This window comes from Vibrio sp. 10N.261.55.C5, from assembly GCF_041470505.1.
GTDB lineage: Bacteria > Pseudomonadota > Gammaproteobacteria > Enterobacterales > Vibrionaceae > Vibrio > Vibrio crassostreae_C.
Genome location: NZ_JBFRMS010000050.1, coordinates 1 through 23802 on the forward strand (window position 1 = coordinate 1; position 23802 = coordinate 23802).

The 23802-nt window shown below is 45.3% G+C and carries 23 protein-coding genes and 1 pseudogene; 14 read left to right on the top strand and 10 right to left on the bottom strand.

Annotated features, from left to right (window positions below):
- Positions 1–26: 26 nt before the first annotated feature.
- Complete coding sequence (locus AB4263_RS17390; protein ID WP_017064050.1) at positions 27–983, bottom strand: IS110 family transposase; 957 nt, start codon at positions 981–983, stop codon at positions 27–29.
- 401 nt (positions 984–1384) lie between these two features.
- Here AB4263_RS17390 and AB4263_RS17395 point away from each other — a divergent pair, with 401 nt between their 5' ends.
- Together AB4263_RS17395 and AB4263_RS17400 are read left to right on the top strand one after the other, a co-directional pair.
- Positions 1385–1666 carry a type II toxin-antitoxin system Phd/YefM family antitoxin gene (locus AB4263_RS17395; RefSeq protein ID WP_011080399.1) on the top strand — a complete coding sequence of 94 codons (282 nt, stop codon included), beginning with the start codon at positions 1385–1387 and terminating at the stop codon, positions 1664–1666.
- A complete protein-coding gene (locus AB4263_RS17400; RefSeq protein ID WP_017064044.1) occupies positions 1663–1950 on the top strand; it encodes a type II toxin-antitoxin system RelE/ParE family toxin in 288 nt (95 codons plus the stop codon). The genes AB4263_RS17395 and AB4263_RS17400 overlap by 4 nt, the downstream gene beginning before the upstream one ends.
- Positions 1951–2098: 148 nt before the next feature.
- Here the strand turns inward: AB4263_RS17400 and AB4263_RS17405 are convergent, their stop codons facing one another.
- On the bottom strand, positions 2099–2377 hold the full coding sequence (locus AB4263_RS17405; protein ID WP_017059447.1) for a type II toxin-antitoxin system mRNA interferase toxin, RelE/StbE family: 279 nt from the start codon (positions 2375–2377) through the stop codon (positions 2099–2101).
- Positions 2374–2658, bottom strand: a complete 285-nt coding sequence (locus tag AB4263_RS17410; protein ID WP_017059448.1) for a hypothetical protein — start codon at positions 2656–2658, stop codon at positions 2374–2376. Before AB4263_RS17410 ends, AB4263_RS17405 begins: the two co-directional genes overlap by 4 nt.
- Positions 2659–2843: 185 nt before the next feature.
- Between AB4263_RS17410 and AB4263_RS17415 the strand changes: the two genes are divergently transcribed.
- Both AB4263_RS17415 and AB4263_RS17420 read left to right on the top strand, forming a co-directional pair.
- Positions 2844–3545 (top strand): lipoyl protein ligase domain-containing protein, encoded by a 702-nt coding sequence (locus AB4263_RS17415; RefSeq protein ID WP_017067567.1) that lies wholly within the window; start codon positions 2844–2846, stop codon positions 3543–3545.
- Positions 3546–3689: 144 nt separating this feature from the next.
- A complete protein-coding gene (locus tag AB4263_RS17420) occupies positions 3690–4697 on the top strand; it encodes a LacI family DNA-binding transcriptional regulator (protein WP_017059450.1) in 1008 nt (335 codons plus the stop codon).
- A 73-nt stretch (positions 4698–4770) separates the two neighbouring features.
- Here AB4263_RS17420 and edd read toward each other — a convergent pair whose 3' ends face one another.
- Together edd and AB4263_RS17430 are read right to left on the bottom strand one after the other, a co-directional pair.
- Positions 4771–6567: a phosphogluconate dehydratase gene (gene edd / locus AB4263_RS17425; protein WP_372098601.1), complete on the bottom strand. Its 1797-nt coding sequence runs from the start codon at positions 6565–6567 to the stop codon at positions 4771–4773.
- Positions 6564–7088, bottom strand: a complete 525-nt coding sequence (locus AB4263_RS17430) for a gluconokinase (protein ID WP_017059452.1) — start codon at positions 7086–7088, stop codon at positions 6564–6566. The genes edd and AB4263_RS17430 overlap by 4 nt, the downstream gene beginning before the upstream one ends.
- 242 nt (positions 7089–7330) lie before the next feature.
- Between AB4263_RS17430 and ascF the strand changes: the two genes are divergently transcribed.
- From ascF to AB4263_RS17445, 3 genes are all read left to right on the top strand, one after another.
- The gene (gene ascF, locus AB4263_RS17435; protein ID WP_017064040.1) at positions 7331–8809 is read left to right on the top strand and encodes a PTS cellobiose/arbutin/salicin transporter subunit IIBC; all 1479 of its coding nucleotides are present in this window, start codon (positions 7331–7333) and stop codon (positions 8807–8809) included.
- Between the two features lie 71 nt (positions 8810–8880).
- Positions 8881–10311: a 6-phospho-beta-glucosidase gene (gene ascB, locus AB4263_RS17440; protein ID WP_372098602.1), complete on the top strand. Its 1431-nt coding sequence runs from the start codon at positions 8881–8883 to the stop codon at positions 10309–10311.
- Between the two features lie 31 nt (positions 10312–10342).
- Entirely contained in the window at positions 10343–10960 is a 618-nt protein-coding gene (locus tag AB4263_RS17445) for a bifunctional 4-hydroxy-2-oxoglutarate aldolase/2-dehydro-3-deoxy-phosphogluconate aldolase (protein ID WP_065583747.1), read from the top strand.
- A gap of 90 nt (positions 10961–11050) precedes the next feature.
- On the opposite strand, the gene AB4263_RS17450 is transcribed toward AB4263_RS17445, so the two are convergent.
- From AB4263_RS17450 to AB4263_RS17460, 3 genes and pseudogenes are all read right to left on the bottom strand, one after another.
- Entirely contained in the window at positions 11051–11926 is an 876-nt protein-coding gene (locus AB4263_RS17450; RefSeq protein ID WP_280534648.1) for a radical SAM protein, read from the bottom strand.
- Positions 11927–12141: 215 nt separating this feature from the next.
- Positions 12142–12963, bottom strand: coding sequence for an SDR family NAD(P)-dependent oxidoreductase (locus AB4263_RS17455; RefSeq protein ID WP_372098603.1), 822 nt, complete (start codon positions 12961–12963; stop codon positions 12142–12144).
- A gap of 210 nt (positions 12964–13173) precedes the next feature.
- A pseudogene (locus AB4263_RS17460) lies at positions 13174–13332 on the bottom strand (enoyl-CoA hydratase/isomerase family protein); the annotation flags it as partial.
- 446 nt (positions 13333–13778) lie between these two features.
- Here AB4263_RS17460 and AB4263_RS17465 point away from each other — a divergent pair.
- Positions 13779–15152 (top strand): MATE family efflux transporter, encoded by a 1374-nt coding sequence (locus AB4263_RS17465; RefSeq protein WP_065583749.1) that lies wholly within the window; start codon positions 13779–13781, stop codon positions 15150–15152.
- Between the two features lie 9 nt (positions 15153–15161).
- Positions 15162–15572, top strand: coding sequence for a LysR family transcriptional regulator (locus tag AB4263_RS17470; RefSeq protein WP_017059460.1), 411 nt, complete (start codon positions 15162–15164; stop codon positions 15570–15572).
- A gap of 127 nt (positions 15573–15699) precedes the next feature.
- Here AB4263_RS17470 and AB4263_RS17475 read toward each other — a convergent pair whose 3' ends face one another.
- Positions 15700–17772, bottom strand: coding sequence for an alkyl/aryl-sulfatase (locus tag AB4263_RS17475; protein WP_372098604.1), 2073 nt, complete (start codon positions 17770–17772; stop codon positions 15700–15702).
- A 188-nt stretch (positions 17773–17960) separates the two neighbouring features.
- Between AB4263_RS17475 and AB4263_RS17480 the strand changes: the two genes are divergently transcribed.
- Entirely contained in the window at positions 17961–18863 is a 903-nt protein-coding gene (locus tag AB4263_RS17480; RefSeq protein ID WP_017059462.1) for a LysR family transcriptional regulator, read from the top strand.
- Here the strand turns inward: AB4263_RS17480 and AB4263_RS17485 are convergent.
- On the bottom strand, positions 18860–19759 hold the full coding sequence (locus AB4263_RS17485) for a DMT family transporter (protein ID WP_017059463.1): 900 nt from the start codon (positions 19757–19759) through the stop codon (positions 18860–18862). The two genes, AB4263_RS17480 and AB4263_RS17485, sit on opposite strands and share 4 nt — an antisense overlap.
- Positions 19760–19946: 187 nt before the next feature.
- Here AB4263_RS17485 and AB4263_RS17490 point away from each other — a divergent pair, with 187 nt between their 5' ends.
- From AB4263_RS17490 to AB4263_RS17505, 4 genes are all read left to right on the top strand, one after another.
- Positions 19947–20336 carry a VOC family protein gene (locus AB4263_RS17490; RefSeq protein WP_372098605.1) on the top strand — a complete coding sequence of 130 codons (390 nt, stop codon included), beginning with the start codon at positions 19947–19949 and terminating at the stop codon, positions 20334–20336.
- A 51-nt stretch (positions 20337–20387) separates the two neighbouring features.
- On the top strand, positions 20388–20912 hold the full coding sequence (locus AB4263_RS17495) for a hypothetical protein (RefSeq protein ID WP_372098606.1): 525 nt from the start codon (positions 20388–20390) through the stop codon (positions 20910–20912).
- A 169-nt stretch (positions 20913–21081) separates the two neighbouring features.
- Positions 21082–22521: a 6-phospho-beta-glucosidase gene (locus AB4263_RS17500; protein WP_104216434.1), complete on the top strand. Its 1440-nt coding sequence runs from the start codon at positions 21082–21084 to the stop codon at positions 22519–22521.
- Between the two features lie 99 nt (positions 22522–22620).
- Positions 22621–23619: a LacI family DNA-binding transcriptional regulator gene (locus AB4263_RS17505; RefSeq protein WP_372098608.1), complete on the top strand. Its 999-nt coding sequence runs from the start codon at positions 22621–22623 to the stop codon at positions 23617–23619.
- The last annotated feature ends 183 nt before the right edge of the window (positions 23620–23802 follow it).

A 23802-nucleotide genomic window follows, 5' to 3' on the forward strand; every position in this document is an offset into this window, starting at 1 on the left:
CTAACAAACGACTATGGCGTCAATGATTAATTTTTGGCAGTGTTTTCATCCCACATGGCGCCATCTCTCAGCATAGAGTTAAGAGTCACAACCATCTTTCGAACACACGCGATTATTGCGACTTTCTTAGGCTTTCCGGCAGCTACAAGTCGAGCATAAGTTGCTTTGAATACGGGGTTACATTGCATGGCTGACATCATTGCCATATATAACACTGTGCGTACTTGCGCTCGACCGCCTTGGATCACGCGCTTACCTTTGTAGCGCCCACTTTCGCGTGTTATTGGAGCGACACCAATTAGTGATGCCGCTTGTTTATTTGTGATGTAGCCAAGTTCTGGTACGTTGCTAATTATTGATGCAGCGGCAATGTTTCCTATTCCAGGGACGCTCTGCAATATTGTGTTTTTAGCCTGATATTCAGGGCTATCTTCAATGAGTTTAACGAGCTTTTCTTCTAACTTGGTGATTTGATTTTTTATCGTGGTTAGCATCGGTTTAATAGTCGGATGGAGAGAAGCGGGAAGTATCTGGATTCGGTTCTTTTCCATGGTTTGCATGGATAACAACTGGTTTCGGCGAATGACTAAGTCACTCATTAGGCGTATGTTTTTTGGCTTTATGACAGTAAGAGCTGGTTTGATTGCTTCTCCATAGTGAGCAATCAATTCTGCATCTAAACGATCATTTTTGGCTCTGCGGCCAATAGCACCAGCGAACCGTTTTATGTGGACAGGGTTTGCTCTGACAATAGGTAATTGAGCCTCTGCACATGCAAGAACAAAAGGCATTTCTAATCGGCCTGTTGCTTCAATAACGATTCGTTCAGGACTGTGACTCTTAATCGTTTTGAGTGCTTTTTTGATGCCTTTATCATTGTTCTCTACTGAGAAAAATAGGTCTAGTGGCCTGATGTGGATGTCTAATTGTGTTTTGCCGGTATCAACTCCAACGTTGATGCTTTGATTGATTTTGGTATTCATAATAAGCTAACTCATGCTTGCGTAATGCGGGTTCGAGACCCAGTCGACTATTCGAGGTTTATGCTTGAAGTCCTATGTAGCGTTCATGTTTGTTATCGGTCTCTCGATAGAGGAGCCAGCGTTTAAACGAACTACTACATAGAAAGCTTTAGTTGCAGCTAAAGCCTGGGTCTCACATTACCCGATTGGAGTGCTTATTATCCATACAAACTGTTTAAGAGTGATTCGCAACGCGTGGCATTTTTACTATGCGTTGGTCTTAGTGATTAAGGTGGAATGCAGCGGCTTCGGTATTGCGTTGCTCACCCCTTAACGCGGCTATAACACAAAATCAGGCTATTGCTCAAAATTGCTATTTGAACTATTATTTGTACATTAAATTGTACCATAGGGAGTTCAACATGAGCCGCATCCATTTTGATCAAGATATTCAGCCTTTGTCTGAATTTCGTGCTGGCGTGACGTCATTTATTAAACAGATTAACGAAACTCGCAGACCACTAGTTATCACACAACGTGGTAAGGGTGTTGCGGTTGTCCTTGATGTTGCAGAATATGAAGCAATGCAAGAGAAGATCGAGTTACTGGAAGAAATGCGTACTGCTGAAGCACAATTAGCTTCAGGTTTAGGTGTTTCCAATGAAGACGCTCGTGCTCAAGTATTGGGGCGCATTAAGAAATGAAAGTAGTCTGGTCACCACTAGCATTACAAAAGTTAGGTGATGCAGCCGAGTTTATTTCACTGGATAATCCAGTGGCGGCAGAAAACTGGGTTAATGAGGTTTTTGATAAAACTGATTTACTCTCAAGTATGCCTGACATGGGGCGAATGGTTCCTGAGCTGCCTCATACCAATTACCGTGAAATTTTGTTTGGTCACTATCGCATCATATATAGCCTTAGCCATGAAATTCGCGTCCTCACAGTACGAAATTGTCGTCAGATACTAACGGAAAGTGACGTGTAGCAATTGTGTTATAACAAGCAATTTAAGAGGGATTCACAACGCTTGGCATTTTTCTTCTACTTCAAATTTAGTGTTTATGGCACAATGCTTTAGGTTGGGTGGAGGCGTTGTTCACCCCTTAATTGGGCTAGTTGCCCAGAGGAAGTAATCAATCCATTGGGAACTTTTGTTTCTGGTGGAGTACGCGCATAATTCGGATAATGTCGCCTTCGATCCAATAGGAGACGATCATTGAAATCTCAGGAATTATAAGTAATCGCCCACGAATGCCGTCTCTCTGTACACCCATTAGAGGCTGCTCAAGCAAGTTTTCTACTTTTGTTTCAATGAGGTTGTCAGCGTTTTCTGCCGCATCAGGGTTGAAGTCATAGATAAACTCAAAGATCCTTTCACGATCATTGAGTGATTCTTCTTCCCATAAAATCATTGCTTACCTCGATTACGTATTCTGGCTTTGCGTTCTTCCATTCGAGATTTAGCAGTTTGGTGTTCAACGAAAACGGATTCTCCTGAGTCAAACTTCTCAAATGCTAGGTTTACTTGTTCAGTTAGCCATGCATCGTGAGATAATGTCTGTCTTTGTTGCTCAGCGAGTTGCTCAGTAAGCTCACGGCAAGCACCACTCAGTGTGCGACCTTGGCTCTCAGCCATCTGTTGAGCTAGGCGTTTTGTTTCTTCATCAACACGAAATTGAATTCTAGTGTCCATGATGTATTCCTTTATTGGTGTGTGTACAAATGTTAGCACTCACCTTTGAGATGGGCAACTGACAAGCTACTATGGCGCCAATAACTAACTTTTGGTGCTATGTTTCATCGCACATAGTCCCATATCTCATCAACCATTGCAGAACGTTAAATGATAGGTCACCACAATCTGTAGAGGAAAGTGCATTGAAGTTAACCAATAAACTCGTACGTTACCCGCACATTGATGTTGATCGTGCGTTTGAAAAAGAAGCTGAATTATTGCAGCAAATTCAGGCGGGTGAGATTGGACAAGCCTTAATGCTGTGGCAAGCAAAAACGCCGACACTCGTTTTGCCCGCAGGTAAGAAGTGGCCAGTGACGGTCGAGTCTAGAAAGCAACTCGCGGCACAAGGCTGGCAACTCACCTCACGTAAAACGGGTGGTGCTCCCGTTCCCCAACTGCCGGGGATCATTAACTTATCGCACATTTATCATTGGCCTCGTGATGAAGCCTACAACATCCAAAAAGCGTATCTACATCTGTGCAATGTCTTAACCCTGTTTTTTAAAGAACTGGGCATCGATGTGGATGTACACGCGACTCCCGGTTCTTATTGCGATGGTGATTACAATCTCAATATCAACAAACAAAAAATAGTGGGCACGGCGCAGCGTGTTTTGCTTAAACAAGGGGGCGGCCAAATCGTACTTTCGCAAGCTTGTATCTTGTTGGATGTCGACTTAGAGAACATCGTTGCACCCGTAAATTTTTATAATCAAGTTTGTGGCAATCCAACCGTGGTGGACGCGCAAGTTCATACTCCGTTGTCCGCACATCTGACAACTCTACCCAACGTAGACTCACTCTTTCAGCAGTTAAGCCAAGCTTTCATCAAGCATGCGTGATACCAACCTTTCGTTAACGCCAAACTAATTTGCCGATGGTAGAACGATTTCAATACTATGTGTCGATGAGAACGAATGGGTTGAACTTGAGGCGGTGAGAACTTTATAATGTTACTTGTAACATAATAAAGAGTTCAAATAGTTATGACAGAACAGCAGAAGAAAACTCGAACCACACTTCAAGATGTTGCAGACAAAGTGGGGGTCACAAAGATGACCGTCTCTCGTTACATGCGCAATCCCGATTCAGTCGCAGCCAAAACTCGCGTTAAAATTGCAGCGGTTATTGAAGAGATGGGATACATCGAAAACAAAGCGCCAGCTATGCTCTCTAAATCGTCGAGCAAAGCGATCGGTATCTTGCTCCCTTCGTTATCAAACCAAATCTTTGCCGCGTTTGTTCAAGGTATCGAAACGGTTACTAAAGAGAATGGCTACGAGACGTTGCTTGCTCACTTTAGCTATGATGCTGTGGAAGAAGAGGAAAAGATTGCTTCGCTGCTTTCGTATCAAGTTGATGGGTTGATATTGACGGAAAGCCACCACACCCCCCGTACGTTACAGATGATCAAGAATTCAGGTGTTTCTGTTGTTGAAACGATGGAACTCCCAACCAATCCGATCGATATGGTTGTTGGCTTGGACCATATTGATGCTTCTTACCATGTCGTGAAGCGAATGATTGAAGCTGGTAAACGCTCTATTGCTTACTTTGGCGCTCGATTGGATGCGCGAACCAAGTTGCGTTTGCAAGGCTATGACAAAGCGATGTATGAGGCTGGATTAGAGCCTAAACACGTGTTGACTGAACAGCACTCTAACTTCTCTTTGGCTGAAGATCTGCTTGATCGCGCTCTTGCGGATTACCCAGATCTAGATGGCGTGTTCTGCACCAATGATGACATCGCGATAGGTACCTTGCTCATTGCCCAGCAACGTGGAATCCAAGTGCCGCAACAGCTATCTGTGGTGGGCTATAACGCGTTAGATATTGGTCAAACCATACGCCCAAAACTGACTAGCGTGGATACGCCACGTTATGAAATAGGTAAGAAAAGTGCCGAGCTACTGCTTGCCCGATTGAAAGGTGAGCCAGTTACGGAAACGGTAGTGGATATGGGCTATCGCATCACTGATGGCGAAAGCGTTTAACCAAGTATCGTGGAAACTGAAAGGGGCATCGAAATGATGCCCCTTTTGCTTTTACATTTAAGTAGTGACACAGCTAGACGATAAAACTCGCCCCTTGTTCTGCACTCGAAACGCTTTGGCGCATCACGCTAAATAGGTTGCGCCCCATGGTTTGCTGGTTGGCGTCTGCCTCAAATACCTTCGCTTGGCGAGATTGCATGTCGTTGAGGTTATTGAGTTCGCCACTCGCGCAATCTAAGCGCAGGATATCGCCTTCGCGAACAAGCCCAATAGTTCCTCCTCGAATAGCCTCTGGTGAGACATGAATCGCGGATGGGATCTTTCCTGAGGCTCCAGAAAGGCGCCCATCAGTAACCAGAGCCACTTTAAACCCTTGTTTCTGAACATTACCTAGAATCGGCATGAGCTTATGCAGTTCAGGCATACCGTTCGCAGCTGGTCCATTATTTATCACCACAACAATGCAATCTTTGTTGAGCTCACCTCGTTGATACGCAGCTTCTACCTTATGTTGGCAATCAAAAACTGCCGCAGGTGCTTCTATTACACGTTGCTCTTCTGCAACCGCTGACACTTTAATCACTGCGTTGCCAAGGTTCCCTGAAAGGACTCGCGTTCCGCCTGTGCTTTGGAATACCTGTTCTTGGCCTGCAATTACCTCTGCATCTGCCGACTGTTTGCACTTTTTCCACGTTAGCTTTCCATTTTCAAGCTCTGGAATACTCATTTGATCTTCAAACGAGCCAAAGGTAGGTGTGACATCTCGGTGCAGTAAGTTGGCTTGATCTAAACGGCGTAGCAGAGCGGGAACTCCGCCTGCCGTTTGGAACGCATTCATATCTGCTGGACCGTTGGGATAAACTCGAGCAAGTAAAGGCACTACATCGGATAGATCGCTGATGTCTTGCCAAGTCAGAATAAATCCTGCTGCGCGTGCTACTGCGACCATGTGAATGCTGTGGTTAGTGCTGCCACCTGATGCGAGTAGGGCAACAATGCCATTGATTAAGCTTTTAGCGGTAAAGACTTCAGAAAGCGGGCGGAAGTTTGCGGCTTGTGGTGTCATTGAAGCAATTTCAATGGCGGCATGCTGAGTGAGTGATGCGCGCAATTCAGAGTCAGGGTGAACAAACGCTGAGCCCGGAAGCGTCAGCCCCATCGCTTCAAATACCAGCTGATTGGTATTGGCTGTGCCGTAAAAAGTGCAGGTGCCCGCTGAGTGATAAGCGTTGCACTCCATGTCCAGCAAGGCACTTTTTCCTACCTTGCCAGCCGCGTACTCTTGGCGAATGTGTACTTTCTCATCATTGCTGATGCCCGTTGCCATCAAGCCTGCCGGAACAAAGGCCGTTGGTAGATGCGCAAAAGAGAGCGCGCCCATCAGTTGTCCTGGAGCTATCTTGTCGCAAATGCCAAGCAATAGGGTTGAATCAAACACGTTGTGACTCAGTGAAAGAGCGGTCGATTGAGCAATCAAGTCCCTTGAAAACAAAGACATATCCATGCCTGGTTGGCCTTGAGTTACCCCGTCGCACATCGCAGGAACACAGCCTGCTACTTGAGAGGTGTGGCCGAACTTAGCTAACGCCTTTTTGATCTGATCTGGATAGTGTTGATACGGCTGGTGAGCGCTTAACATATCGTTGTAAGAGCTGATTAACGCCACATTGGATTTAGTGAGATCAAGAATCGAGCGTTTCTCATCGGAGCAAGAAGCTGCGACAGCATGAGCCAAGTTGCCGCAAGAAAGCCCTTTACCACCTTTGCCAGCAGAGGCTTGGTGTTGGGTTCGGTTTAGAAACGCTTCATGAGTCTCTTTGCTTCGTTCAATTAATCGTTGAGTCACCGCTTGGATGGTTGGAAGGGTCATGCTGTTTCTGCCTCATCAGTCATTGAAAGCACAATCGCAGCACAGTCCACAACGTCATCAATATCGCCATCAATGCTGATGACAACCGTATCTGGCTCGTGATCGGGTCTTTCTAATGTTTCGAACTGGCTTTTAATCATGTTCTCTTTCATGAAGTGGCCTTGGCGCTGACGCATTCGATGCAAGATCAGGTCAATGTTGCCATCTAAAAAGAGAAAGGTGAGGTTTTTGTTCCCTTCGCGAATTTGGTCGCGGTACTTCTTCTTCAACGCAGAACACACAATAATGCCGTGCTCATTTTTACTTTCTAGGCTGTACGCTGCATCACGAACGCGTTCCAGCCATGGAATGCGATCATCATCATTAAGAGGTTGGCCTGACGCCATTTTTTGAATGTTTGCTCGAGGATGAAGGTCGTCACCATCAATGAACTTACGCCCAAGTTTTTTTGCCAACTGCTCGCCTATCGTGCTTTTCCCACAAGCACTGACACCCATGACGATGACACTACTACCAGCCATAACTCAATCCTCTTAACAAATTTGCGCGTGATCTCAATTTTGAACATCGCTTGTAAATATGGCTTTATCTTATAAGCGTTACCGGTAACATGTTACCGGTAACTTAAGGAAGTGTGATGAAGAACACAAAACAACAATTCACAACAATTGTGATTGTTTTTGCATCCTACTGACGGAAAATTAGTCACATCTCACTATATTCGCGTTTAAAAATCACTGGAAAGAGATCTTTGGGGGATAAAATGGCCAACGATTACCGCGCAATTGCGAAATCTGTTGTTGAGCATCTTGGGGGCAAGACAAATGTGGCTGCCCTAACACACTGTATGACTCGACTACGATTCGTTTTACACAGCCAAGATGGCGTCGATATTAACAAGCTAAAAGCACTGAAAGGTGTGATGGGTGTTGTTGATAATGGAGACAAAGTACAAGTTATCATTGGTAACGAGGTATCGTATGCATACAAAGAAGTGATGGCGCTTTGTGAGCTATCCACTGTATCTGAGTCAGAGGTTCCTGCTAAAAAAGAGAAGCTAACGGCTAAGTCAATTGGTGCGAAAATGTTGGACGCACTGGTTGGTACCATGTCGCCTCTTATCCCAGCAATCATTGGCGCTTCAATGGTCAAACTGCTCGCCATGGTACTTGAGATGCTGGGCTGGGTTGAGCCAAATGCACCTACCTTGATTATTTTGAAAGCGATTGGCGATGGCGCCTTCTTCTTCCTACCGGTTATGGTTGCCGCTTCCGCATCGATCAAATTCAAGACCAATATGTCTCTTTCCATTGCGATTGCCGGTGTCTTAATCCACCCGAACTTTATGGAATTGATGGCGCAAGCAGCAGAAGGCAAGCACGTTGATTTCTTCGGTATCCCAATCACGTCAGTGAAATACACCTACACGGTTATTCCTGTACTTGTGATGACTTGGGCTCTTTCTTACATAGAACGTTGGGTAGATAGCATTACCCCTGCTGTGACTAAAAACTTCCTGAAACCTATGCTTATCGTATTGATTGCAGCTCCGGTTGCTATCGTACTTATCGGTCCATTTGGTATTTGGGTTGGTACTGCACTTTCAGCGCTTGTTTACACAATTCATGACACATTAGGTTGGTTGTCGGTTGCTATCATGGGCGCACTGTGGCCTCTACTTGTTCTTACTGGTATGCACCGTGTATTTACTCCAACGATTATTCAAACCATTGCTGAGACGGGTCGTGAAGGTATGGTTATGCCTTCAGAAATCGGTGCCAACCTCGGTATGGGTGGTGCGTGTCTGGCTGTTGCTTACAAAACCAAAAACAGCGCACTAAAGCAGACATCATTAGCCGCAGGTGCTTCAGCTATCTTCGCCGGTATCTCTGAGCCTGCATTGTACGGCGTGCTTGTTCGTCTGAAACGTCCACTTATCGCAACAATGATTACTGGTTTTATCGTAGGTGCATTAGCGGGCATGGGTGGCCTTGCGAGTCACTCGATGGCAGCACCAAGCTTGTTTACGAGTGTTCAGTTCTTCGATGTGAATGACCCAATGAGTATCGTTTGGGTGTTCGGTCTGATCGCATTGTCTATTGTTCTGTCATTTGTTCTAACCCTAGTTTTAGGCTTTGAAGATGTTCCAGAAGATGATGCCGATGAGAAAGCAACTTCAGAGTCAGCAAACAAAGAAGCTGGTAAGGCAGAAGACAAGCCGACAGTAGTGTCCGCGTCTTAATTAGAATTGATTAATTTATTCAGTCACCTTACTTCAGCGTAAGGTGACTTTTATTGTTTCCGAGGTATTCGATGTCAAACATTCAATTTCCCGAAGATTTCTTATGGGGCGGTGCTATTGCTGCAAACCAGTCTGAAGGCGCTCACTTAGCGGGTGGTAAAGGCCTAACAACCGTAGATATGATCCCTTATGGTGAGAACCGCATGCCAATTAAGCTTGGTCAGGTTGATAAGGTGACGCTCAGCGAAGACGAGTTCTACCCAAGCCATAACGCGATAGACTTTTATCACCGTTACAAAGAAGACATCGCCTTGCTGGCAGAGATGGGATTTAAAGTCTTCCGCGTATCCATCGCTTGGAGCCGAATCTTTCCAAAAGGTGACGAGCTAGAGCCGAACCAAGCTGGCTTAGATTTTTACCGTGATGTTTTTGAAGAGTGTAAGAAATACGGTATTGAGCCGCTCGTTACCTTGTGCCATTTCGATGTGCCTATGCACTTGGTCAACGAGTATGGTTCGTGGCGTAATCGTAAGATGATTGAGTTCTTTAGCCGTTACGCGAGAACCTGTTTCGAAAACTACAAAGGCTTGGTGAAATACTGGTTAACTTTCAACGAAATCAATATTTTACTAGCGAGCCCGTTTTCTGGTGCTGGATTGATGTTTCAGGAAGGCGAAAATCACGATCAAGTGAAGTACCAAGCAGCTCACCATGAGCTAGTAGCAAGCGCTTTGGTAACCAAGATTGCCCATGAAGTTGATGAGCAAAACCAAGTGGGTTGTATGCTGGCGGGCGGTAACTTCTATCCATATTCATGTAAGCCAGAAGATGTGCTGATGGCTATGGAAAAAGACCGCGAGAACCTGTTCTTTATCGATGTTCAATCGCGTGGTTACTACCCATCTTATGCTCAAAAAGTGTTTGATAACAAAGGTGTGGTGCTTGAAACACAAGATGAAGATTTCGAGATTCTAAAGAATACCGTCGATTTCATTTCTTTCAGTTATTACGCTTCACGCTGTGCTTCCGCTGATATGAATGCAGGAAATACGAGTGCAGCGAACGTCGTTAAGTCCATCAAAAACCCTCATCTTCCAGCAAGTGATTGGGGCTGGGTCATTGACCCTACAGGTCTTCGAATTACGATGAACACACTCTATGACCGTTACCAGAAACCACTTTTCTTGGTAGAAAATGGCTTAGGTGCTCGTGATACCTTGGATGACAATGGAGAAGTGAACGATGATTACCGCATTGATTACCTTCGTCAGCACATTGTTGCGATGCATGAAGCAATGGAAGACGGTGTACCATTGATGGGTTACACACCTTGGGGTTGTATCGATCTTGTTGCGGCGTCGACCGGAGAGATGAGCAAGCGCTATGGGTTTATCTACGTGGACAGAGACAACCTAGGCAATGGTACGTTAAATCGTATTCCTAAAAAGTCATTCCACTGGTACAAAAAAGTGATCGCAAGCAACGGCAGCGACTTGGCTTAATTTGTCTGTTTGATAATGAGAGAAATGAACAATGAAAACAATTGAACAGCGACTCAGGGATATTCGCATCGTTCCGGTGATCGCCATTAATGACGTTGCTCAGGCTGTGCCGCTTGCGAAAGTATTGGTTGAGAATGGTTTGCCTTGTGCTGAAGTGACATTTCGTACAGAAGCGGCAGCAGAGTCGATTCGTTTGATGCGTGAAGCCTACCCTGAGTTACTGATTGGCGCAGGTACTGTGCTGACTACAGAGCAGGTGGATACTGCCATTAATGCGGGTGTTGATTTCATTGTCAGCCCAGGTTTGAATCCAACCACAGTCAAATACTGTCAGCAAAGAGGGGTTACGATTGTTCCTGGAGTGAGTAACCCAAGCTTGGTTGAACAAGCAATGGAAATGGGGCTTAAGACACTAAAGTTCTTCCCAGCAGAGCCATCTGGCGGTGTCGCAATGTTGAAAGCGTTGACGGCTGTTTACCCGGTTAACTTTATGCCTACAGGCGGTGTAAGCCCAGCGAACGTTGAGTCTTACTTAGCACTGAAATCAGTCGTTGCCTGCGGTGGAACTTGGATGGTACCGACAGACAAAATGGACAAGGGTGATTGGGATGGAATCGCAGAATTAGTCCGAGCGGTCGGCTCCAGATAGTTCGATAGAGAGATACATAGCTAGAAAATGAAAGGGCCAGCTGACACTGGCCCTTTTTGTGGCTGCTTCAAACGATGTAGAGGTTACTCGTTACCAAGCAAAGGTTTTAATGACGTTTTGCTTAGTGATTGGGTTGTGAGCGATGTCTTGATTGATCTTATCAAGAAACGGCTTACGAGCCTGAGGCAACATGCCACGCATTGGTGAGATGTTATTGCCGTGGTCGCCCCAGTAGTAGCAATCGAAATCTTCTAGGTTTTCGAGTAAGTATTTTTCTTCTTCCAGGATCTGCGATGGTGTTGGTAAAACAAACTCGCCACGATTTACTTCTTTTTCCAACACCGACCCCGGTTGAACCGCTAAAGCCATCGGTGCAATTGCATCTGGCTGCATGATGTTCAGCAAGCTGGTGGTATTAATCGCATGCTCGACAGAACGTTCTTTGCCGCCAAGGCCAAAGATGAAAGAAGCCAGTACCTTGATGTCTGCTTCACGGGCTAGGTTCATACCTTCAATTGCATGCTCACGCGTCATGCGCTTTTGAATGCGTTCAAGCACAATTGGGTCACCGGACTCCAAGCCTGAATAAGCCATGCTTAAACCTGCCGACTTAATCTCTTTTAATTCAGACAAGCTCTTACGACGGAAGTCATTAAACCCTGAATACAGAGAAATGTTCTTGATCTCAGGGAAGGTGATCTTGATGTAATCCAGAATCGAAATCAGCATCTCGGTTCTAATCGCCATCACGTTACCATCGACTAAAAAGATAGACTCTACATGCGGGTAGATCTTTCTCGCTGCATCAATATCTTCAAAGATGTCTTTGATGTCTCTTAATTTGAAACGCTTATCATCAAACATCGTGCAGAAGGTACATTGGTTATTACTGCACCCCAATGTTGTCTGGATGAGTACGCTCTCTGCTTCCATCCAAGGACGATAAACTTTACCTTCAAAACGCATAAATGCTCCTCGGCCGTAGCCTGTGTTGTTTCGACGAGGGCAAGTTTAGCAATCTGCATCTTGGGTGATAATTGGGCAAAGCGGGGAATCAGTATTAAAGAAATTTTAATAATCGAAAGAGCGCGCAGTTCTTTGTCTGTATGGATAGAACTGCGGCTTGGATTGTGTGTGTGGTGGTGGGGGGGAGTGTTAGTGGTATTTTTATTAATTAATGATCAGTGCGCAACGCACAGCTTTTCTTCGAGTAATTGATCAAGCACTGTCACCAGCTTGTGGTTCTTGGTGTTGTCTAATGCGTCGGCGTGCGGGTCTTTGAACAACCCAGAATCATTATCAAAATATTGACCAGAAGCGTTGGAAAACTCATCACTGAGCGCAGCACGACAAAGAATATCGGCACCAATCGCCAGATCGTTTCCATCAACGCCATAAGCATCTTTCACCAGTTTACTGCCAAGGAAAGAGGCTGGGTTTACAGGGATAATTGCGGTGCCTTTGTCTAAAAGAGTATTGGCTAATTCGATGGACCACATCGTTAGCGCCAGCTTACTTTGCGCGTAAACCGGACCATCAAGTTCGCCCGCATTCGGACTGATTAATGCATCTAGATCTACGGGTGCTTGGGCTGCTGAAGATAGGTTGACGATACGACCTGTCGCATCAAAAAGAGGAAGCAGCTTTTGTGTCAGTAGATACGGCGCAATGGTGTTTACGACAAAACGCACATCAAGATTGTCTGGAGTGGTGATGTCCGACACCTTATACACACCTGCGTTGTTAATGAGTATATCGAGTCGTTTGTGATCGCTTTTGATTTGGGTTGCGAGCGCCTCAACTTCAGAGAGCGTCGATAGGTCTGCGATGTAGCTTTCGATGATTGCATTCTTAGACAGGCGAGACAGAGCGGTCACGACTTTATTGACCTTAGCTGGGTTGCGGCCATGAATTAGAACATGGTGCCCTTGCTGCGTTAGTGCTTTTGCGGTCTCTAAACCAATGCCATCCGTGGCACCTGTGATCAGAATTATTTTTTGCATATTCCGTCCTTCAAAAAATAGTTTGAACAACGTTATAACAAAGATTAATGACACATAGTTGCATTTGGCTCACAAGCTGAAGACTCAAATGTGAGTCTATGGGGCAAATAATGACCATTTTAACACTTGGTGGTTAACCGTTGGCGTTTAACGATTAAGTAAGACAATGGGTCAGTTTGTGACTGACCCAAATTAAGAGAAGTGACCGAGTTATTTGATGTCTTGAACGTTCATAACCAGAGTTTCCCAGTTACGTTGGTTTTCCATATCGTGCTCTAGGCCTTGCTCATCGGCAATTTGGAAGCGCTTAACCGCAGGGGTTTTGCTCGTAGCTTGATACAACCAATAAGCTTCCGCTTTGAGTGCTTCGGCTTCGTCAGCATCAAAGTCTCTTGCCCTTGAACATTCACAGTACCGAAGTCAAAAGTGACGGTAAGAATTCCATCCTCGGCTTGAGCTTTAAACGTTGTATAACCTTGATATACCATTTCCATATTCCTTCTGAGAGATTTCATTTCAGCCTATTCAGTGTGAATGCGACCTAAATTCAGGCTAGCGAGGAATGTTCGAACCAACAATTAACCATTAAACGAAACACTATTAACGAATTATTAAGAGTGTTGGCGCGTTTGATAATTTCAATTTATTCAGTGTCTTAGATGGATACTTTAACGTTGAAGGTATCTTGCTAATTCGATTGTCAACGAAATCTAAAAACTCATTCCTTGTTTGGCGCTCTTATCCTTTTCATTTAGCTTCGTATACTGCTCAACTAGGTAATTAGCCCCAAGGTACAGACAAGAGTGAACCGACTTATGCAGATGAGATCCGCGACTTTGAAAACCATCATTGAGAAAACGCTGCCACTGACGCTGGGTGTGTTTGCGATCATGATGGTGCAATTGGTCGATTCGATCTTTATTGGTCAGCTAGGGATGAATGAGTTGGCGGTTCACGGTATCACCTTGCCATTCCAAGCGGCGTTTACCGGTGTTCAAGTGGGAATCGGTGTCGCGGCAACGTCCATTATTTCTCAAGCGGTAGGGGCAAAAGAACAACGTAAATCCACCTCAATTGCCTCACTATCTGTCGGGTTCGGTGTCTTGGTGATTGCTTTGATCTGCATAGGCCTGATTGTTTTTAGCGATGCTGTTTTTGCGTCGTTTGTGAATGATGTCTCTGACGCTCAATACCAATCCATGCTGTTGATTTTTAATGTGTACTGGCCGTTGTGGCTATTCAGTGCATTGATGGTGGCGGTGCTTTATCTGGCCACCTGCGTTTATCGAGCCAATGGCGATACCAAAACAACCGGCAGCATGTTCTTGGCTGCCAGCGTGATTAACCTGATTCTCGACCCTATTCTGATCTTTGGATTGGACATGGGTATTGCAGGGGCGGCGATCGCATCGAGCATTGGCTACGCTTTCGGCGCAATCTACATGCTAATCAAGTCTCGTGGCAAAGGTTGGTTTGGCTTCAATGGCGCGTGCCGTAAGCAAATCAAAGGCTACAGTTTTGAGTTATTCAAGACGGTAATGCCAACCACTGCGAATCAGATATTACCTGCGGTCAGCGCGTTCTTCTCAATGTTATTGATTGCGAGAATCGGAACCGATGAGATGGCTTTTTGGAGCTTACTCGCCCGTGTTGAAAGTTTTATGCTGGTGTTTTCTCTTGCTCTGACGATGTCTATCCCGCCTATGATTGGTCGTTACCTAGGGGCGCAGCAGCGATGCAAAATCCCTGAGCTATTGAATACAACAGCGAAGTTCTTATTGGTTTTCCACACCGTGATGGCAACATTGTTGGCGCTGTTTAGTGGCTGGATTATTCCTGTTATCTCGGAAGAACAAAGCATACGCAGCTGGTTTGAAGTGACCTTGTTATTTATACCGTTCAGCTATGGGCCGCTTGGGCTTTGCATGTTGGTTGCGTCGGTCTTTAATGCCTTGGGTGTGCCGCGTAAAGCTTTGAATGTCTCTTTCCTACGCTTGTTTGTTTTCTACATTCCCGCTTTATGGATCGGCTCGATAACCGGAGACACGGTCAATGCGGTTATTGCTGCGACAGTCGCCAATGTTTTAGCGGGCGCTTTTGCATGGTTTAAGCTTAATGCCTATATTAAAACTCACATTATTCCCCGTGCCGCTGCGGCCAATAAGCAGCGTGTACTCAGCGCAGGCTAGCCATTATTGATGAACATTGAACATCTAAAATTGTTTGTGCGACTCGCGTCTACGCACAATATAGGTCAAGCAGGACAAGAGCTTGGGTTGTCACCTCCGGTAGCCAGTATTCATATCGGAAAACTCGAAGAGAGCCTAGGTGCTATCCGCGTCGATCACGGTGAAGCGGTAAGGGATGTATGTGTCGATGGCTTGGGCATTGCCATGTGCGCGAGTTGGATAGCATACAAGCAGCTCGCGGAAGGTTCGCTGGTTGAGGTGTTGCCGGATTACCCTTTAAAGGATGAGGCGGCTATCTGGGCGGTATACCCGAGTGCTCAGTTACTTGCACCAAAGGTGCGCGTATTTATCGATTACTTTGTTCAATATTATGGTTCACCTTCTTATTGGGATTGCGACGTAAACGGGCAAACTCAATAGCGATTCAGAAGCATATATTGAGAACAAATAAGAAAGCCCCAACCAAAAGGGAGGGGCTTGTTTTTATGTTCTTTATAGAACGTTTTTCTAGCTAACTGCTGTTGTTTTTATTTAGTGTATCCGGCGTTTAATGAGCGTGTACCGCTGAATCTTGGTATAGCTCTGCATCAACTTCTTCGCCTTTTTTTGGACGCGGTACAATCTCAAAAGAGGTGTCAGCTTCTGTCAATGAAGACAGCAGTTTGTTAAGTGATGTCTTATCACCTTTCACGCCTGCTTGTCCGTCTTCTAACAGTTTTCCAAGGCTTGTTTTCTTAAGCACGATGTCAGACACGTCAGACTTATTGATGATCAGTGTCGTATCCGCATCTTGCAGCTCTGATACTTGGATGTTGTTCAGGTTGCCGTTAGACATCTCAACGTAGTAGAACTCTTTTACATCAGGCAACTGAATATTCAATGTAAATGGTGTTTCTTGTGCTTTTAGCGAATCCACTTTTACGGCTAAGTAATCGAGTAGGTTTTCAATCGTCATGTTCGCTAACACATCCGGAGATGCAGTTTTCGGTGCGCCCGGTTGTGTGCCAATACGAAGCTCTTGAGCGCCGGTTAGGTAGATGTTTCTCCAACCTGCACCTTCTGATTGATAACCCAACTGCTCGTATGTATCTGCCAATAAGCCACGTGCAACTTTGTTCTCTGGCTCAGCTTGAATCACCTTATTCAGTGCTGTTGCAACGAAGCGGTATTCACCTTCTTGGAAATCTTGCTGCGCTTTTTCAATCACAGCATCGCTGCCGCCCATGTACTCAACAAACTTCACTGACTCTGGCTTGATTGGTAGTGGATTTAGGTTAGCTGGGTTCATGTCGAAGTAACCAAGATACATGTTGTACACCGCGCGGGCGTTGTGAGAGTAAGTACCGTGGTAACCGTTGGTGTGCCAAGACTGTTGGATGCTGTCTGGCATGACCTTGTAAATCTCGTCCCCGATGTCTTGTAGAACCACACCGTTATTGGCTAAGCGAAGCGTTTGGTTATGAGTAAAACCGTAAGCGTCACGCTGCATTTTTAGGTAATCAGAGATCTCTTGTTCGCCCCAGATTGGCGATGAGTGAGACGCAAACAGCACCTCAGTATCTTCACCCCAAGTGACTAACATCTCGTTGATCTTCTTAGACCATTTCAAGCCGTCACGTACTTTAGCGCCACGCAGCGTGTACAGGTTGTGCATGCCTTGGTAGGTCAGTTCGCCAGTCCAAAGTGCTTTCATGCTTGGAATATACGTCACCATTTCAGAGGCCGCTTCGGTACCTGAAGCATCCATGAATTGCATTTCTAGGCCGTCAATAACCAGAGTTTCAATCTCTTCGTTATGGTTCAGCTCGTAGTCTGGCAGTACGTAAGTAATGCTACCGGTTGATAGGCCTTTCGACAGTGCAGCATCAACAATACCGTGCTCGTGTCGGTTCAGGGTTGCACCATACTGATAAGCGGTACGACGAGACATTGCGTTACCCGCCAATACGTTTTCGTCGACGATCTCTTTAGTAATGTTTTTCGAACCGTACACTTTTACATCTGGGTATGCGTCTTTGATTGCTCTTGCGCCACCAAAGTGATCAGCGTGCGAGTGAGAGTAAATCATAGCAACGACGGGAAGTTCGCCGCCATCAGGCACATTGCTCTTGAAGAATTTGAGTGATTTAGCGGCCGCTTCTTTGGTAAGAAGAACGTCGTAAGCGATCCAACCGTTGTCACTACGAATGAAAGAGATAGACGCTAAGTCAGCACCTCGAACTTGGTAAACTTTACCCGGAACAACTTCATATAAGCCTTCTGCTGCTTGGTTCAATACCGCTTGGCGCCACAGTGAAGGGTTTACTGAATCTGGTGCTTGGTCTGCATTCGTCACACTTGGGTCGATAAAGTTAAAGCTATTGCGAATGATGTCGCCCGTCTCTTGATCAAAGCTAGCAATTAGACCTTTGTTGTTATTGTCGAAAGCGCGAGTGTCGGCAAAGTTAAGTGTTTTTGCGAACTCTTGGTTTGCTTTGGTCGTCATCTCGGTTGCGCTTTTGCCACCTTGGTCGCCAATTTCGCTGAAGTGTGCGTGGTCATGGTTAGCTGCAATTGCCGGGAATGCGAGCGAGATAGCCAGGAACAGTGATGCATTTTTGAACGTGCGAGAAGTTGTCATAAGAGCCTCTTCATTTCAGAATTTTGTTTCGTTGAGGCGATTATAGGAATAAGACATATAGCAAAAAATAAAGTAAGCTTTATTTAATACATCACGATTGGCTATGTATTGAGTCATGCAATGGTTGGGGAACGAAGGCGAATCCTGACCTATGATTGATTAAGACCACATTGACAGGGAGAGTAACGGTGAGCGACGTGGAAAAGTTGGATTTAAATCTATTGAGCGTGTTCTTAGAAGTGTATCGATTAAAGTCGATCACGCTTGCATCAGAATCGCTTGGTATGACTCAGCCTGGGGTTAGCGGGGCATTGAAGCGATTGCAATCTCAGCTTGATACCGACCTGTTTATTCGTGAAGGGCGTGGGATTATTCCGACTAACGCTGCGGTGCAATTGGCAGACCGAGTAGAGCCTGCTCTAGAAGGGATAAGCAGCGCAGTAAGCACTTTAAAGACATTTGATAATCAGCAGCATCATGTGTTTCGTATCCTGGTGAATGAGATTGGATTAACCAAGCTTCAACCTCTCGTCGAGCAAGATGAGACGTTGGGCAATATCTCGATTGAATTCAATATGGTGCCGAACAACGAAGAAGAATTATTGCAAGGCTTGAGCATGCAACAAGCTGATTTAGCGATTGATATCCATTACCCGCAAGTTAACGGCTACATGAAGCAGCCGATGATTGAAGATGAGTTGGTGCTGATAGCTCGAAAGGGGCATCCGAGAATCAATGGCTCTGTGACGCAAGAGCAATATTACAACGAAAAGCATGTTACTTTTAGAATGCGTCGAACCCGTTTATACACGGCAGATTATTTTACCAAGTCGCCACTGAAACAGAGAAAAGTGAGTGCCGAGTGTGACTCGCTGATGACCATGTGTGTGCTGGTATCGGGCTCAGATTGTGTCGGCAGTACATCGCGTGATTTTGCCAATCAATTTTCCGAATCCTTCCAGCTTCAAGTCCTTGATCAGCCGTTTGAAATCTTACCTATGCAGCAATACATGATTTGGCATAAAAGAACCGATTTGAACCCTGCTCATCAGTGGCTGAGAAACAAGATTCAGCAATATATGGCTGATTAACGAGCCGCTCTTGCTGCTCGTTTCTGTTTGGCGCTCTCTATCATCTTAGAAGGCGTCATTCCTGTCACCAACATGGTGCCGGTGATAACCAGAATTGAACCAACAATCGTATTGATGCCAATTGCTTCATCTAAGAATAAGTTACCCCATAGAATACCAAATACCGGAATGATGAAGGTCACGGACAGGGCTGAAGGTGCGCCGAGTTCAGAGACGAGATTGAAGTAAAGTAGATACGCTAACCCAGTACATACCGCGCCTAATAAGACAACCGATGTAGTGATCGTAACGTCGGGTGTTTCTCTCATCGGAATAAAGAATACAAACGGCAAAACCAGCAATACCGCAGCCCACATGCTGCCATGAGCATTGTTGAATGCCTCAACTTTAGGGGCTTGTTTGGTATAGTTTGACGCTATTCCGTAGCTAAAGGCCGCCATCACTGCTGCAAAGATAGGAAGCATAGCCTCACGGCCAATGTTCATCGCATCCCAACCGACTAACACGCCAACTCCTGTTACCCCAATCCCAAGTCCCAATAGAACTTTCGCCTCGAGTGCTGTTTTGGTCCATATTGCACCAATGATTGCCGCCCATATTGGCGCGGTAGAGTTCAAGATGGCGAGTGTCGAGGCGTTAAGTGTCTGCGCGGCATAAGCGAAAAGCAAAAAAGGAAGTGTGGTGTTAAACAGGCCGAGAATGAAGAAGTGTTTTGCGTGATCATGAAAAGAGAGCTTCTTTTTTAAATAGAAAGAAACTAAAAGCAGAGTAAGTGCTGCAAACAGAACTCGCGCTTCAATTAAGACTGCGGGCCCTAATGGATTGGCGGCCATTCTCATGAAAAGAAACGAGCCTCCCCATATAGCCGCAAGTAGTATCAGTTTTAAAAAGCTCACAGTTTGAATCTCAGATTGTGTAAAACCTGACTATGGAGGAAAGATAACTATTACACAAACATAGATGCCAATACTGTGCAGTTATGGACATAAAATCGAGCCCGTTAATCAGGAACAATTTCGTTCTGTTTATTGTTCCTTATTTGATGAGTAATCTAGCGTTAGACATCAAACTTAGGCAAACAAAATGAAGATTGAACACATCGCAATTTGGACCAAACAACTCGAAGTACTGAAGCGATTTTATGAAGATTATTTCGGCGCGACATTGAACTCAAAATATCACAACCCAACCAAAGGGTTTTCTTCATACTTCCTCTCGTTTGATACGGGAAGTCGTTTAGAGATTATGGAAATGGACTCTGTCCCTGAATCGAAAGACGACATCTATGACCAGTTCACAGGCTTCATTCATATGGCGATTTCACTCGGGTCGGAACAAGCGGTCGATGCACTCACTCAACGCTTGTTCGAAGACGGCTATGAGCGCTTAGATGGCCCAAGAAAAACAGGCGATGGCTATTATGAGAGCTGTATACTCGATCCAGATGGTAATCGCTTGGAACTTACCGTTTAATGGAGGGAGCTTGAATAGCTTTTAACTCACCAACGGAACTGAGGTATTACAATGATGAAGCATGCTGTGACTTTCCTTTTTAGTCTTGGGCTGATGGGATGTGCTACCTCAGAACAAGTACATGAGCAGGAGACGGACGCGAAACCTGAACCATCACAACCCATTGGTTACCTTGGTTTTAAAGCTCACCAAGAGTGGGCTATTCAATTCAATGATTGCACGGTCTACGATTTAATCGGCGCACAACCTTACCAGTGGTTTGATCGCACTTCAGCCTCTGTGAGCTGTTATACGTTCAAGCCAAATGATGCCATCGAGCCTTTATCTGTCTATGCCGACGCAAACTTCGACAGCAATAAGCTAACCCCGATTAACCGCTTTAAAGAGCTGCAGGTATCAGAGTCAGGCTGGGGCAAGTTTCCTGCCGTCTATGAGACCAACGGTACCAATTGGCTGAAAGTCAAAGAGGGTTGGATTCACCTCACACTAGCCGATCAGACACTCGTTCAGTTCTACCCTGGCACTCAAGACCAATCTGGCAAATCACTGCATGATCAGTATTTTGAACAGCATTGATCGTAATGCTGACCGTTGATTAGTCTTTAGATCGATCAAAAAAGATCTTTTAACTGTTGCTGAAACCGGTTTCAATCTGTATCTTTGGTTTTATTGAAATCGGTTTCAGAGTTGCAATGAGCTCTCTAATCCTGATCTTTTTCACGAATAACTTGTAGCGAGTAATGGTATGAACAACGAATTTCCGAACGATTTTTTATGGGGCGGTGCAGTAGCAGCGCATCAACTAGAAGGCGGCTGGGATGCGAATGGTAAAGGTGTCAGTGTTGTTGATGTATTAACAGCGGGCGCTCATGGTGTACAACGTCGAATCACCGATGGCGTGATTGATGGCGAAAACTACCCAAACCAAGTTGCTGTTGATTTCTACCATCGATACAAAGAAGACATTAAGTTATTTGCTGAGATGGGCTTTAAGTGCTTCCGTACCAGTATCGCGTGGACGCGTATCTTCCCAAATGGCGATGAAGCTGAACCGTGTGAAGCGGGATTAGCGTTTTACGATGATCTGTTTGACGAGCTGTTGAAATACGACATTCAGCCTGTGGTAACACTGAGCCACTTTGAAATGCCTTACCATCTAGCTAACGAATATGGTGGCTGGATGAACCGTAAAGTGATCGACTTCTTCGTTAAGTACTCAACTACGGTGATGGAGCGTTACCAGCACAAAGTGAAATACTGGATGACGTTTAACGAGATCAACAACCAGATGAACACCTCGGCAGACATCTTCGGTTGGTTGTGCTCTGGCGTGAAGTTCCCGCAATGTGAAAAGCCGCAAGAAGCCATGTATCAAGCGGTTCACCACCAGTTTGTTGCGAGTGCGTTGGTGGTTAAGAAAGGTCACGAGATCAATCCAAATCTTCAAATTGGCGCAATGTGTGCGATGGTGCCTTTCTATCCTCGTTCTTCAAAGCCAGAAGACATCATGGTGGCACAGCAAGCGATGCGTGACCGTTATTTCTTCTCGGATGTAATGGTGCGTGGTCATTACCCAAATTACGCTAAGCATGACTGGGCAATCAAAGGCTTCAATATTGAGATGCAGCCCGAAGATGAGCAGATCCTAAAAGAAGGCAAGGCTGATTACTTAGGCTTTAGCTACTACATGTCTAATACCTTGGATTCTTCTTCTCACCAATCGACTGAAGAAGCGATGGACGGCGGTCATGAAAACTCGGTCGATAACCCGTTTATCCAGTCTAGCGATTGGGGCTGGCCAATTGACCCAACCGGTTTGCGTTACTGTTTAGCGTCTCTGTATGAACGTTATGAAGTGCCATTGTTCATCGTTGAGAACGGTTTTGGCGCGGTTGATACCATTGAAGAAGATGGCAGCATTAATGACGATTACCGCATTGCTTACCTTGGCGACCACATCAAAGAGATGAAAAAAGCCGTTTCGATTGATGGTGTTGATTTGATGGGCTATACCCCTTGGGGCTGTATCGATTTAGTTTCGTTCACCACGGGCGAGATGAAAAAACGCTACGGATTCATTTACGTAGATAAGCACAACGATCAATCTGGCTCACTAGAACGCAAGCGCAAGAAGTCTTTCGAGTGGTATAAAGGTGTGATTGCATCTAACGGTGCCACTATTTAGAATGCATTCCCCAGCGCAGTTATGTGAACTGTGAGCTGTCATTTTGCAATGAATTAGTCGGCCTATGTCGGCTAATTTTTTATAAAGGAAAAGAAGCGAATGGTAACCATGCTTGATGTCGCAAACCGCGCAGGCGTATCTAAATCGACCGTTTCTCGTGTCTTAAATGGCAAGAACATCGTGCGCCCAGATGTGGTGAAAAAGGTATTTGATGCGATTCAAGATACAGGTTATCGACCGAACTTGTTGGCTCAGCAATTGGCGACCAAGAAGACCAATTTCATCGGCTTTGTAATTACCAATGAGTTGTTCAATGGCCCTTACTTCTCTTCCTTGATGTATCACGCGGCTTCTTATAGCGAAAAGTCGAATCACCAATTGGTGATCACCGATGGCAAACACAGCGCTGAAGACGAAAGAAAGGCGATCAATTTCCTGCTTGATATGAAGTGCGCGGGCATCATCATCTATCCGCAATGTTTAACCGAAAGCGAGATAGCTCAGATCATCGAAAGCACTGACACTCCGATTCTGGTACTCAACCGAGAAATGCCGTCGAAGCCCAATCATTCTATTACCACCGACCATTATCAGAGCGCTTGTTTGATGGTTGAACACATCATCGAGCAGGGTCATACCGATATTGCAGTGATTCGTGGTAAAGCCGGTTCTTCGACCGATGAGCTGCGTTACCAAGCCTATCAAGATGTGTTAACTAAACATGGTGTTGCATTGGATGAGTCCAACGTTGTTCAAGGTGATTGGACGATGGAGAGCGGTTATCACGCGGCTCAAGCTTTGGCAAAAAGCAGAACCACATTCACTGCTATCTTGTCTGAAAACGATGATATGGCGATTGGTGCGATTAAGGCGTTAACCGAACTTGGGTACTCATTGCCTCAAGATGTTTCGATCGTCGGCTTTGATAACAGCAAAGTGGGGGCGTTTTTAACGCCAAGCTTAACGTCTGTGAGTGTGCCATTAGAGCAAATGACGCAAAAGGCGATCCTGCAAATTGTCGGTGAAACAGAGCAAGCGACCACCATCAATACCACTGGTAGTTTGGTGTTACGTGATTCGATAGCGAAGCTAAATTAGCACTGTTCGAATTTCATATTTTACCTACAAAAAGTGACGAGCTGCGCATCTCTTAAACCAAGCTCAAACACTCCTTATTCACTGTTATTTAGATGTGCGATATTGCGTTTTTGGTCGATGAATTGACCACCATTAGTTAAGTAATGTGAAGCTAGATAAGTAATATGAAAATAGCTAATTGAT

Coding starts and splice junctions, on each gene's coding strand:
- AB4263_RS17505 (WP_372098608.1), top strand. CDS start 22,621: ATGGTAACCATGCTTGATGTCGCAAACCGCGCAGGCGTATCTAAATCG.
- ascF (WP_017064040.1), top strand. CDS start 7,331: ATGGCCAACGATTACCGCGCAATTGCGAAATCTGTTGTTGAGCATCTT.
- AB4263_RS17490 (WP_372098605.1), top strand. CDS start 19,947: ATGAAGATTGAACACATCGCAATTTGGACCAAACAACTCGAAGTACTG.
- AB4263_RS17405 (WP_017059447.1), bottom strand. CDS start 2,377: ATGATTTTATGGGAAGAAGAATCACTCAATGATCGTGAAAGGATCTTT.
- edd (WP_372098601.1), bottom strand. CDS start 6,567: ATGACCCTTCCAACCATCCAAGCGGTGACTCAACGATTAATTGAACGA.
- AB4263_RS17470 (WP_017059460.1), top strand. CDS start 15,162: ATGAACATTGAACATCTAAAATTGTTTGTGCGACTCGCGTCTACGCAC.
- AB4263_RS17495 (WP_372098606.1), top strand. CDS start 20,388: ATGATGAAGCATGCTGTGACTTTCCTTTTTAGTCTTGGGCTGATGGGA.
- AB4263_RS17390 (WP_017064050.1), bottom strand. CDS start 983: ATGAATACCAAAATCAATCAAAGCATCAACGTTGGAGTTGATACCGGC.
- AB4263_RS17500 (WP_104216434.1), top strand. CDS start 21,082: ATGAACAACGAATTTCCGAACGATTTTTTATGGGGCGGTGCAGTAGCA.
- ascB (WP_372098602.1), top strand. CDS start 8,881: ATGTCAAACATTCAATTTCCCGAAGATTTCTTATGGGGCGGTGCTATT.
- AB4263_RS17410 (WP_017059448.1), bottom strand. CDS start 2,658: ATGGACACTAGAATTCAATTTCGTGTTGATGAAGAAACAAAACGCCTA.
- AB4263_RS17430 (WP_017059452.1), bottom strand. CDS start 7,088: ATGGCTGGTAGTAGTGTCATCGTCATGGGTGTCAGTGCTTGTGGGAAA.
- AB4263_RS17475 (WP_372098604.1), bottom strand. CDS start 17,772: ATGACAACTTCTCGCACGTTCAAAAATGCATCACTGTTCCTGGCTATC.
- AB4263_RS17465 (WP_065583749.1), top strand. CDS start 13,779: ATGCAGATGAGATCCGCGACTTTGAAAACCATCATTGAGAAAACGCTG.
- AB4263_RS17455 (WP_372098603.1), bottom strand. CDS start 12,963: ATGCAAAAAATAATTCTGATCACAGGTGCCACGGATGGCATTGGTTTA.
- AB4263_RS17420 (WP_017059450.1), top strand. CDS start 3,690: ATGACAGAACAGCAGAAGAAAACTCGAACCACACTTCAAGATGTTGCA.
- AB4263_RS17400 (WP_017064044.1), top strand. CDS start 1,663: ATGAAAGTAGTCTGGTCACCACTAGCATTACAAAAGTTAGGTGATGCA.
- AB4263_RS17395 (WP_011080399.1), top strand. CDS start 1,385: ATGAGCCGCATCCATTTTGATCAAGATATTCAGCCTTTGTCTGAATTT.
- AB4263_RS17450 (WP_280534648.1), bottom strand. CDS start 11,926: ATGCGTTTTGAAGGTAAAGTTTATCGTCCTTGGATGGAAGCAGAGAGC.
- AB4263_RS17445 (WP_065583747.1), top strand. CDS start 10,343: ATGAAAACAATTGAACAGCGACTCAGGGATATTCGCATCGTTCCGGTG.